A 10,564-nucleotide genomic window follows, 5' to 3' on the forward strand; every position below is an offset into this window, starting at 1 on the left:
ATGCGACGGCGTACCTCCGCAGTCGCTCCGGGCGTGCGCGGCGTACCTCCGCAGTCGCTTCGGCCGTGGGGTGGTCTTCGGAGGGATCGAGTCCGACAGCGCCTACCAGGCAACTAGGAGGAGGTCATCATGACTCACCGTCCCACCGCCCTCATCACCGGCGCGTCCGCCGGGCTCGGCCGCGCGCTGGCACGCGCGTTGACCGGGCGCGGCTGGCGGGTGATCGGCACCGCCCGTCGTGGTGATCGGCTCGACGAGGTCCGCGCCGAGCTCGGCGTCGCATTCGTCGCCGTCACCGGCGATGTCACCGATCCGGCGCACCGCGCGCGGCTGGCCGAAATCGCCGATGGCGCCGGACCTCTCGACCTCGTGGTGAACAACGCCAGCAGGCTCGGCCCGAGCCCGCTGCCGCGGCTGGCCGACTACGCGCTCGACGAGCTCGAGGCCGTGTATCGCACGAACGTGGTGGCGCCGCTGGCCGTTCTGCAAGCCACGCTGCCCCTGCTCGGTCCCGGCGGGGTGATCGTCGACATCAGCTCCGACGCCGCCGTGGAGCCGTATCCGGGATGGGGTGGGTACGGTTCGGCCAAGGCGGCGCTGGACCAGCTCACCGCGATCCTCGCGGCCGAGCATCCGGAGCTGGCCGTCTACTCCTTCGATCCGGGCGATATGCGCACCGAGATGCATCAGGCCGCGTTCCCCGGCGAGGACATCTCCGATCGGCCGGAGCCGGAGAGCGTCGTGCCCGCGCTGCTGCGGCTCCTCGACGAACGCCCGAGGAACGGCCGTTACACCGCGGCGGATTTCGCGGTGGCGCGATGAGTGGCGGGGCGTCGCGCCGATCTGCGAAAGGCATCGTGCCGTCCGCGCGGCACCGCTCGTTGTCGAAGCACGGAAACATCCGGGCGGCAACGACTTTCGCCGCGTGGACGCGGACTTTCGAACTGCCGGATCGGCGCAATGCCGATGCACCGCCGGAGGCGCGTGGGTTGGCGCGGGACGAAGTCCGGCTGTTGGTCGCGGGAGACCGGTCGACGCACGCGCGGTTCCGCGAACTGCCGCTGTATCTGCGACCGGGCGACCTAGTGGTGGTGAACAATTCGGCTACGACCTCGGCGGCGGTCGACGGCACACTCGCCGATCTGCCGATCACCCTGCACTTCGCCACCTGGTTGGACGACGGCGGTTGGGTGGTCGAGGCGCGCACCCGCGAGCGCATCCCACTGCCCGACGGCGAACTGCGTGCGGGCGCTGTGCTCGAGCTGGCGGGCGGAGCGCGCGCGACGCTGCGCGAGCCCTGGTTGCCGGGGGCGCGCAGGTTGTGGATCGCCGACGTCACCGTGGATCCGCGGGTTCTCATGAGTGAGCACGGACGACCGATCACCTACTCCTACGTGCCGCGGCGATGGTCGCCGTCGTACTACACCACGGTGTTCGGACGGATTCCGGGCAGCGCGGAAATGCCCAGCGCCGCAAGGCCATTCACACACGATGTGGTGCTGGATCTGGTGAGCTCGGGTGTCTCCCTCGCGCCGATCACGCTGCACACCGGCGTCTCGTCACCGGAAGCCGGGGAGCCGCCGAGCCCGGAGCGTTTGGCGGTGCCCGCCGCGACGGCCCGGCTGGTGAACGACACCAAAGGCGCGGGCGGGCGGATCGTCGCGGTCGGCACCACGGTCACCAGGGCCCTCGAATCCGCCGCCGACAAGGATGGTCGGGTACGGCCCGTGAGCGGGTGGACCGAACTGGTGCTCGGCGCGGACCACCCCGCCCGCGTGGTCGACGGGCTGATCACCGGCTGGCACGCCCCCGGCGCCTCCCACCTCGATCTGCTCGTCGCGGTCGCGGGGGAGACCACCGTGCGCCGCGCCTACGCCGAGGCGCTCGACACCGGCTACCTGTGGCACGAATTCGGCGACAGCGCACTGCTTTTCCGCGCCGACGACCGCGACTAGGTCGTACCTCCGCGTTCGCGTGGGCGCCGACCTTCGAACTGCCGGATCGCGCGATGCCGATTCACCGCCGGAGGTGCGCGGGTTTGCTCGGGACGAAGTCCGGCCGCCTGGTCAGGGACCAGCGGGTCGCGGGTCTGGTGGACGAACGCCACCGGCGCGCCGTCCAGCCCCCGGCCGTGCGCGGCTTACGGGGCGACTCCGTCCGGCTGCGCCCGTCGGGCGAGGTGAAACGTGCTGCGCCGCAAGACCGTCAATCCGAACGTCTTTCCGGCGGTGTGCTTGTCAGGCGGCCGTGACCAGCACGGTCGCGCTTTCCTGGCCCTCGATCTCGAAGCGCGCGCAGTGCCCGCCCGGATCGAGTTCGACGTGCCGACGGTTGACCCGGCGCGGGCCGGTGGTGTCGATGACGACCTTGGTACCGCTGGTCGAACACACCTTGGTCACCGCGGGGTACGCGGTGTAGGTCGCGCTGCCGCTCTGACACAGATTGGTGGCGTTGTTCAGGAAAACCCGCGCGGTACCGTCCTGGCACGGCGCCTCCGCGATCGCCGTCTGCGGCACCGCGACCACCGCTCCCGCGGCGACCGCCCCGATCACCGCACCGCGGATCACGAGCCGACGAAGTATCCGTGTCATCGCTGCACCTCATCCGTGGGAGACGTTCCGACAGCCACGCCCCGCACAGGACCTAGCGCCAGCATGCTAACCCCGATCGGCCGCCCTGTCCCCCCGTCCGTCAGCTGTCGGCCGCCGGTTTTTCGGGAAGAGGATGTCGTCGACCGCGACGGCGGTGTCGGCGAAGTGCAGCGGAATGAGTTCGCCAGGACGGAATTTGCGCACGTTGGCATAGCCGACGGGAGTGGGCTCGGTATGTTCGTAGATCAGTTCCCTTGTGACGACCCAATACACCGGATGCCCGCCCCGGCTGTAAAGGTTGGCCTTGATAGTGAGGTCTGGCACGACCGTCTCGTCGGAAACCTCGACGACCAGCGGGATATCGTCCGGGGCCCACACCGAGATCTTCCGCCCGACGACACCGATCGGCTCGGAATCGAGCCGTCGGACCCAGCAGTCCGGGTCGGGAAGAGAATCCTCGGTCGGCAGCGTTGTTCCGCTGACCTCGAACCCGTCCGACTCCAATGCCAGTCCGACGCGGAATACGGCTGGCCCGTGCCAGTCTCCGATGACCACCGACCAGACCTCCCCCTCCACGAGTTCGACCCGATGGTCGAACGCGCCCGCTTGCCACGCGCGCAAGAACTCGTCGCGGCTCCAGCGGTAGGCGATCGAGGCCTCGGTCATGAAGCCAAGCCTACCGTGCCGTGCTCGAGGTGAGGGCGGAAGCGCGTCGCATCGGGCCAGGTAGCGGTGAGGAAATCGAACTTATCCACAACTACGGACTCGGCGGGCGCCGTGTGCTGGTTCGTGCACCGACGCGGGTTGGTGTCGCCTCGAGGTGGGTGGGACGGAAGTATGGCGGCATGCTGCGGAGTTTTCAGGTGACCAACCACAGATCGCTGGCCGAACGGCAGGAGTTGCGGCTGACCAAGGGGAGCGGGCCGGTGGCGGTGCCGGTGACCGCGGTGCACGGCGGGACGGCGGCGGGGAAGACGAGCCTGGTCGACGCGCTCGGGCACATGCGCGACGCGGTGCTGCACTCGGTCACGGGGTGGGATCCCTACGCGGGCCCGGTTCGCGCGCCGCACTTGGGTTTTCCGGATCGGCCGTCGGAGTTCGTCGCGGGGTTCGTCGCGGAGGGCTGCCCGTTCACCTACGGCTTCCGGTTGGACAACGCCGAGGTGACGGCCGAATGGTTGTACAGCCATCCGCGCTCGCGCAAGCGAATCGTGTTCGAGCGCAACGGCGAACAGATCAAGATCGGGCCCATGTTCGAGGCCGCCCGCTACGGCATCGCCGCGCTGGTGCCGCTGGTGCGCCCGAACGCGTTGCTGCTCAGCCTCGCCGGGCAGATGTACGCCGAGGCGCTGGTCCCCGCCTACCGCTGGTTCTCCTCGATGCTGGAGGTACAGCGCGGCGCCGCCGAGCCGAACGAGATCGCGCACCGGTTGGGCGGCCACATCTCTCGCTCCCCGGACAACGCGGCCCGACTGCTGCTGTTGCTGCGCGCCGCCGAACTGGGCATCACGGATCTGCTGATCGCCGAGAACGACCCGCTCTACGCCGACTACCTGCGCGAACTCGACGCCGATATCGAGGGCGCCGCCAAACAGGTCGAGCTGTGCGCCACCTCGCCCGCGCACGCCGACCGACTACTACAGGACACCGGGCTCACACCGCTGCTGCTGGAACGGGAGCTGACCAACCTGCGCGCGGCCCGCGACGCGCTCTACACCCGCATGGTGAGTCGGCGCGGGGTCGGCCTGAGCCTCGTGCACGCGGGCATCGACGCCCCGTTCGACATCACCGACGAATCCGCCGCGACCCTCTCGCTGCTGCGCCTGCTGCCCACCATGCTCGACGCGCTCGACAACGGCCGGGTACTCGCGGTCGACGACATCGGCGCGCACCTGCCCGCCGAACAGGCCGACCGGCTGATCCAGCTGTTCCAGAACCCGGAGACCAATGCCCATGGCGCCCAACTCGTTTTCACCACCGACAACCGCTCGCTGATCGATCGGGGCAACGGGCGTTCGCAACGCACCCGCACGGCGGTCTGGCAGGTCCGGCGCACGGAGCGCGGGACGAGCGAGCTGGCCGCGCTCTGACCTCACCGTTGCCCCATACGATGGACCCATGCTGGAACTCGCAATGCTGGTGATCATGGTCACCCTGCTCGTCGCGCTGCTGGTGTCCTACCGCCGGGGGCGAAAGGGCTTCCAGCTGGCCGAACCGGAATCCGGCACCCTGTACGTGACCGGCGTGAGCCCGCGCCCGGACGCCGTGGGCGAGCAATACGTCACGATCACCGGCAACCTGACCGGCCCCTCGGTACCGGGGACCGTGGTCTACGGACGCTTCGCCTGGGACGTGAACCAGTGGCCCGCGATCGGCGACTACATCCCCGTGGTGTACCCGCCGGGCAAGCCGGACCGGTGGCAGATCCAGCACCCCGGCGGCCGTCCGAGCCTGGGTTCCTGAACTGGTCGGATGTCTAGGTCGCGCGCGGCGGTGGCAGGATGCCGGTATGGGCGCGAGCGAGCTGGTCATCCGGACGGCGATCCCGGAGGAATACGCCGCGGTCGGTGAGCTGACCGTCGACGTGTACGTGGGCGAGGGCTATGTCCGGCCGGGCAGTCCGTACGTCGCCGAGCTGGCCGACACCGAACGCAGGGCCGCCGCCGCTGCGGAGGTGTTGGTCGCCGTGCACGACGACCGCTTGATCGGCTCGCTCACCGTCGCCCGCTACGGCACCCCTTATGCGGAGATCGCGCGGCCCGGCGAACTGGAGTTCCGCATGCTCGCGGTCGCCAAGCGGGCCCGCGGGCTCGGCGCGGGAACGGCGTTGGTGCGCACCGTGATCGAGATGGCGAGCGCGCAAAAGTGCGAGGCGGTCGCGCTGACCACCATGTCCGCGATGGTCGACGCCCGCCGCATCTACGACCGCTTCGGTTTCGTCGCCGTGCCGGAACGGGATTGGACGACGCAGGCGGGCGAGCTGCTCACCGTGCTGCGGCTACCGCTACCTGCACGCTGACACCGTTCGCGCGAATCCGACTGCGCGCCAAGAGCAGTTCCCTCCGGCACGGTTCGGGTTCAGCCGAGCACGGTCGCGACGATCCCGGCCAGGTAGCCGAGCCGCGCCACCTCCGACGGCCGGAAGTCCGGGCCGCCCGGCCTGCCGAGCAGCAGCACCTTGCCGGTGTTGCCCAGCGGCGCCGCCGCCAGCTTGGTGTCCATGTCGCGCCAGATCTGCGGCACCCACTCGGCCTCCGGATCGAGCACCGCGGGCTTCTCCAGCGGCATCCACGGCGCCGAACCGGCCTGGGTCTGCGGCGCGCTCTGGCTGCCGACGAGCCGGTAGGCGCCGTGCGGGCCCAGATCGATCACCGTGCTCCAGCCGACGCGCAGCACCCGGGGGACGCCGTCGACGAGCACTTGCAGCCGATCGTCGCGGGCGCTGGCCACCTGGTCGATGAGCTCGAGCTCGCGGTGCGTGTCCAGCACGCCCGAATAGGGGCGGATCGAGTCCACGTGCACGTCGCCGATCGATTCCGCCGCGGTGATCAGCGTGTCCGGGAGCGCGTTGGGTGGAACTTCCACGACGAGATCGTCCACGGCGAAGCCTGCCCCTCGTTCGACCACATCCAGCGAGAGGATGTCGGCGCCGACGGAACCCAATGCGAGCGCGAGTGCGCCGAGGCTTCCCGGGCGATCCGGAAGTTGCACGCGGAGCAGGTATGACACGCGCGTTCCTTTCCTCTGGCCGGCCGAGCCTGGTGGTCGGATACCCGGGTCAGGCAATACTTACACCCCTTGCGGCCTGTTATCGACTCGAAGCGCTGCCAGTGACGAACGCCACGCGGCAATTTCGCGCCATCTCGGCGTGTCGCTCTAGATCCCGTGGTGTGTCGTCGCGGTTCTTGCTCTCGGACGGGCGGTGCGTCGCGCGGCGTAGTGTTTGTCTGTCCACCGCAGCCCCGGCAGCGACCGGGTGGGCGGAGCGATCCCGGTCGCGGACTAACATCTGCCGTGCACGATGTGAGCCGAGCGCCAGCGCGGTCGTCGTGCACGGCCACCCATGCACAACCATGCCGAAAGGGGTCCCGCGGTGCCCGCCATCTCCCGCGACGAGGTCGCACACCTCGCCCGGCTGTCCCGGCTCGCGCTGACCGACGCCGAACTGGATCAGTTCGCCGGTCAGCTGGATTCGATCCTGAGCCACGTGCGGACCATCTCCGAGGTCGCCGCCGCCGACGTCCCGGCCACAGCCTCGCCGAATCCGGTGACCAACGTGACGCGCCCCGACGAACTCGTGCCCGGCCTGACGCCGCACGAGGCGCTGGCGGCCGCACCGGCGGTCGAGGAGCAGCGGTTCATGGTGCCGCAGATTCTGGGAGAGGGCGAATGACAGAGCTGACCACGCTCAGCGCGGCCGAGCTGGCCGCGAAGATCCACGCCCGCGAGGTGTCCTCGGCCGAGGTCACCCAGGCGCACCTGGATCGGATCGCCGAGGTGGACGGCGAGTTCAACGCGTTCCTGCACGTCGCGGGCGAGCAGGCGCTCGCCGCCGCGAACGCGGTGGACGCGGCGCTGGCCGACGGGCAGGCGCCCGCCTCGCCGCTGGCCGGAGTTCCGTTGGCACTCAAGGACGTCTTCACCACGACGGACATGCCGACCACCTGCGCCTCGAAGATCCTCGAGGGCTGGATGTCGCCGTACGACGCGACGCTGACCAGCAAGCTGCGCGCGGCAGGCATCCCGATCCTCGGCAAGACCAACATGGACGAGTTCGCCATGGGCTCGTCCACCGAGAACTCCGCCTACGGCCCGACCCGCAACCCGTGGGACACCACCCGCATCCCGGGCGGCTCCGGCGGCGGCTCGGCGGCCGCGCTGGCCTCGTACCAGGCGCCGCTGGCCATCGGCACCGACACCGGCGGCTCGATCCGGCAGCCCGCGGCGGTGACCGCGACCGTCGGCACCAAGCCGACCTACGGCACGGTCTCCCGCTTCGGCCTCGTCGCCTGCGCGTCCTCGCTGGATCAGGGCGGGCCCTGCGGCCGCACGGTGCTCGACACCGCGCTGCTGCACGAGGTGATCGCCGGTTACGACCCGCGCGACTCCACCTCCCGCGACGTGCCGGTGCCGCCGGTGGTGGCCGCCGCGCGCGCGGGCGCCGAGGGCGATCTGCGCGGCGTGAAGATCGGCGTGGTCAAGGAGCTGCACTCCGACAGCTACCAGCCGGGCGTGCTCGCCTCCTTCGACGCCGCGGTCGGCGTGCTGAAGGAGCTGGGCGCCGAGGTCGTCGAGGTGTCGTGTCCGCACTTCGAGTACGGCTTGCCGTCCTACTACCTGGTGATGCCCTCGGAGGTGTCGTCGAACCTGGCGCGCTTCGACGCCATGCGCTACGGCCTGCGCGTCGGCGACGACGGCACGCACAGCGCCGAGCAGGTCATGGCGATGACCCGCGCCGCGGGCTTCGGCCCCGAGGTCAAGCGCCGCATCATGATCGGCACCTACGCGCTCTCGGCGGGTTACTACGACGAGTACTACGGTCAGGCGCTCAAGGTCCGCACCCTGATCGCGCGCGATTTCGACGCCGCCTACGAGAAGGTCGACGTGCTCGTCTCGCCGACCAGCCCGTTCACCCCGTGGAAGCTGGGCGAGAAGGTCGACGACCCGCTGGCCATGTACCTGTCGGACCTGTGCACGCTGCCGACCAATCTGGCGGGCCACCCGGCCATGTCGGTGCCCTCGGGGCTGAGCAAGGACGACGGCATGCCGGTCGGCTTGCAGATCATGGCGCCCGCGCTGGCCGACGACCGCCTGTACCGGGTGGGCGCGGCCTACGAGACCGCCCGCGGACCCGTCGCCTGACGGACCGGACAACGGCGAGCGGGCCGGGGCGTGATGCCCCGGCCCGCTCGGCGTTTTCGGTGGGTTGTCCTCAGCGCAGATCGGCGAGATCCACGGCTTGCGCCATCGCGCGGAAGCCCGCGTCGTTGGGGTGCAAGCGATCCCCGCTGTCGAAGGCCGGGTTCAACCGGCTCGGGTCCGCCGGATCGGCGAGCACGGCGGCGGTGTCGACGACCGCGTCGTACTCACCGGAGGTGCGGATCCACTCGTTGACGGCCAAGCGCTTGGCCTCGGCCTCCGGCGAGTCGTACGGCGAATCGCCGAAGGGCAGGATGGTCGCGCCGATGACGCGAAGTCCGGCGGCCCTGGCCCGGGCGATCAGCTCGCGGTGCGCGGCGATCAACTGGTCCGCGGAGACCGGCACCGGCGGTTCGCCGAGGGTGGGCGCGCCCGCGCTGAGGCCGATGTCGTTGGCGCCTTCCAGGATGATCACCGTGCCGACGCCAGGCTGGTCGAGGACGTCGCGCTGGAAGCGGTGCAGCGCGCTCTCGCCGAGCCAGTCGGAGTCGACCGTCACCCGGTTGCCGCCGATGCCCTGGTTCAGCACCGCGCGCGGGGCGCCCGCCGCGGCGAGGCGTTCGGCGAGCTCGTCGGGGAAGCGGTTGTCCGCGTCGGTGGTCGAGCCGACGCCGTCGGTGATGGAGTCGCCGAAGGCCACGATGGCGGGCGGGTTCGGCAGGAGATCGGCCACCTCGACGCCCGCCAGGTAGTACCAGGTCGGGGTGGTCTCGGTGAACGCGGCGGCGGTCGGGTCGGCGCGGTGGTCGCCCGCGGCGCGGTAAGTGGTGGCGACGGCCTGCGCGTGTTGCGTGGCGGGGCCGGTCGGCCCGGCGAAGTACAGCGTGATGGTGATCGAGTCGAAAGCGTTGAGCGGCAACGCGACCGGATCGGTGACGAGGTCGGCGCCCGGCGCGATCTCGAAGGTGGGTGACAGCCCGGCGGTCAGCGGCGACAGCGTCTCGGGCCTGATCGCGCCCGCGCCCGCGGTGCGCGCGATGGTCGCGCCGGTGATCGTCAGCGGGGCGGCGCCGTAGCGGTTGGTCAGCCGCACGCGGGTGGTGAGTCCGCCCTCGCTGACCCGGACCACTTGGCGCAGAGTCTGATTCGCGAAGCCCTGCTGGGCCCAGTTGGTGACGAACGCGCGACTCGGCGGGTGCGGTGATGTCGCCCACGCCGTGGTCCAGCCCGGCGGATCCGCTGGACGGGCCGCCGCGCCCGCGGCGGTGAACGGTAGCAGGATCAGCAGCAGGGCTAGCAGGGCACGGACGGTGCGCACGACGGAATCCGTTCTCTCGTGGTCGAACTCGGCGAAGCGCCGAACAGGACGGCACAACCACGAAAGCGCCGGGTCGATTCCCGGCCCGGATTCAGCTGGTGCGCAACAGCTCGGCGCGGCGCTGGACCCCCGCGGTCATACCTTCGAAGCCGCGGCGCAGGTTCGCGCCGAGCGCCGCCGCCACCACGGGATGGAACCAGCCGCCGAGCTCGAAATGCGATTCGTAGCGCGTGCGTTCGGGACTCACCGCGGTGACGGTGTGCGAGCGCAGGCTGTGCAGCGCGCCGAGCGGCACCGGCTTCATCGAGTAGCTGAGCTCACGACCCGGGGTGTGGCTGCGAATCCATTCGCGCTGCCGCCGCGGGCTGGAGCCGTAGACCTGCACGAGCATGTCGATCGGATCGCCGGGCGTGAGCGTGCTCTCGCATTCGGTGACGAAGGGATTCCACTCGCCGTAGCGGGGGAGGTCCGTGATTACTTGCCACACCAGGTCGGCCGGTGCGTCGATGTACACGGCCAAGTCGATGACAAAGCCCATGGGAGCAAATTAGAACAAGTTCTACTGTCGCGTCAATGAACGGCTCGCTCAGCGTAAATCCCGCGCCGATGAGCGAGCTCAGCGGGGTTCCGGCGCTGGCCGGTGCGTCGGCGAGAGCCCGGTGCTGGGCGGCATCCTCAACTGGAGCCCGGGGCCGAGCGGCAGGCTGAACATGAGCCCGGGGCCGAGCGGCAGGCTGAACACGAGCCCGGCGCCGAGCGGCAGGCTGAACACGAGCCCGAGGCGGACTCGGCGGGT

Annotated in this window: 13 protein-coding genes; 7 read left to right on the top strand and 6 right to left on the bottom strand. The window is 70.4% G+C overall.

Annotated elements, in window-relative coordinates; translation table 11 throughout:
* The first annotated feature begins 129 nt into the window (after positions 1-129).
* Together ABZV58_RS06630 and ABZV58_RS06635 are read left to right on the top strand one after the other, a co-directional pair.
* On the top strand, positions 130-822 hold the full coding sequence (locus ABZV58_RS06630) for an SDR family oxidoreductase (protein WP_354999194.1): 693 nt from the start codon (positions 130-132) through the stop codon (positions 820-822).
* Positions 823-944: 122 nt separating this feature from the next.
* Positions 945-1,955 carry an S-adenosylmethionine:tRNA ribosyltransferase-isomerase gene (locus ABZV58_RS06635; protein ID WP_354999832.1) on the top strand — a complete coding sequence of 337 codons (1,011 nt, stop codon included), beginning with the start codon at positions 945-947 and terminating at the stop codon, positions 1,953-1,955.
* Between the two features lie 282 nt (positions 1,956-2,237).
* Here ABZV58_RS06635 and ABZV58_RS06640 read toward each other — a convergent pair whose 3' ends face one another.
* Both ABZV58_RS06640 and ABZV58_RS06645 read right to left on the bottom strand, forming a co-directional pair.
* Positions 2,238-2,591 (bottom strand): hypothetical protein, encoded by a 354-nt coding sequence (locus tag ABZV58_RS06640; protein WP_354999195.1) that lies wholly within the window; start codon positions 2,589-2,591, stop codon positions 2,238-2,240.
* A gap of 66 nt (positions 2,592-2,657) precedes the next feature.
* A complete protein-coding gene (locus ABZV58_RS06645) occupies positions 2,658-3,257 on the bottom strand; it encodes a Uma2 family endonuclease (protein ID WP_354999196.1) in 600 nt (199 codons plus the stop codon).
* Positions 3,258-3,454: 197 nt separating this feature from the next.
* Between ABZV58_RS06645 and ABZV58_RS06650 the strand changes: the two genes are divergently transcribed.
* Genes ABZV58_RS06650 through ABZV58_RS06660 form a run of 3 tightly spaced genes read left to right on the top strand, consistent with a single transcriptional unit; the run spans position 3,455 to position 5,610 of the window.
* Entirely contained in the window at positions 3,455-4,681 is a 1,227-nt protein-coding gene (locus tag ABZV58_RS06650; protein WP_354999197.1) for an ATP-binding protein, read from the top strand.
* A 28-nt stretch (positions 4,682-4,709) separates the two neighbouring features.
* A complete protein-coding gene (locus ABZV58_RS06655) occupies positions 4,710-5,054 on the top strand; it encodes a hypothetical protein (RefSeq protein ID WP_354999198.1) in 345 nt (114 codons plus the stop codon).
* 46 nt (positions 5,055-5,100) lie between these two features.
* Positions 5,101-5,610, top strand: a complete 510-nt coding sequence (locus tag ABZV58_RS06660; protein WP_354999199.1) for a GNAT family N-acetyltransferase — start codon at positions 5,101-5,103, stop codon at positions 5,608-5,610.
* 59 nt (positions 5,611-5,669) lie between these two features.
* On the opposite strand, the gene ABZV58_RS06665 is transcribed toward ABZV58_RS06660, so the two are convergent.
* On the bottom strand, positions 5,670-6,320 hold the full coding sequence (locus tag ABZV58_RS06665; RefSeq protein WP_067781705.1) for an amino acid-binding protein: 651 nt from the start codon (positions 6,318-6,320) through the stop codon (positions 5,670-5,672).
* Between the two features lie 364 nt (positions 6,321-6,684).
* Between ABZV58_RS06665 and gatC the strand changes: the two genes are divergently transcribed.
* Both gatC and gatA read left to right on the top strand, forming a co-directional pair.
* Positions 6,685-6,984, top strand: a complete 300-nt coding sequence (gene gatC / locus ABZV58_RS06670) for an Asp-tRNA(Asn)/Glu-tRNA(Gln) amidotransferase subunit GatC (RefSeq protein ID WP_354999200.1) — start codon at positions 6,685-6,687, stop codon at positions 6,982-6,984.
* Positions 6,981-8,453, top strand: coding sequence for an Asp-tRNA(Asn)/Glu-tRNA(Gln) amidotransferase subunit GatA (gatA, locus tag ABZV58_RS06675; protein WP_354999201.1), 1,473 nt, complete (start codon positions 6,981-6,983; stop codon positions 8,451-8,453). The genes gatC and gatA overlap by 4 nt, the downstream gene beginning before the upstream one ends.
* Positions 8,454-8,523: 70 nt before the next feature.
* On the opposite strand, the gene ABZV58_RS06680 is transcribed toward gatA, so the two are convergent.
* The 3 genes from ABZV58_RS06680 to ABZV58_RS06690 form a co-directional block, all read right to left on the bottom strand.
* Positions 8,524-9,768 (bottom strand): SGNH/GDSL hydrolase family protein, encoded by a 1,245-nt coding sequence (locus tag ABZV58_RS06680; RefSeq protein WP_354999202.1) that lies wholly within the window; start codon positions 9,766-9,768, stop codon positions 8,524-8,526.
* 91 nt (positions 9,769-9,859) lie between these two features.
* A complete protein-coding gene (locus ABZV58_RS06685; protein WP_354999203.1) occupies positions 9,860-10,306 on the bottom strand; it encodes an SRPBCC domain-containing protein in 447 nt (148 codons plus the stop codon).
* Positions 10,307-10,384: 78 nt separating this feature from the next.
* The coding region (locus ABZV58_RS06690; protein ID WP_354999204.1) for a hypothetical protein at positions 10,385-10,564 on the bottom strand (180 nt) is incomplete at its 5' end.

Origin of the sequence: Nocardia sp. NPDC004654, assembly GCF_040609595.1 — a bacterium.
In the GTDB taxonomy this organism is placed as follows: domain Bacteria; phylum Actinomycetota; class Actinomycetes; order Mycobacteriales; family Mycobacteriaceae; genus Nocardia.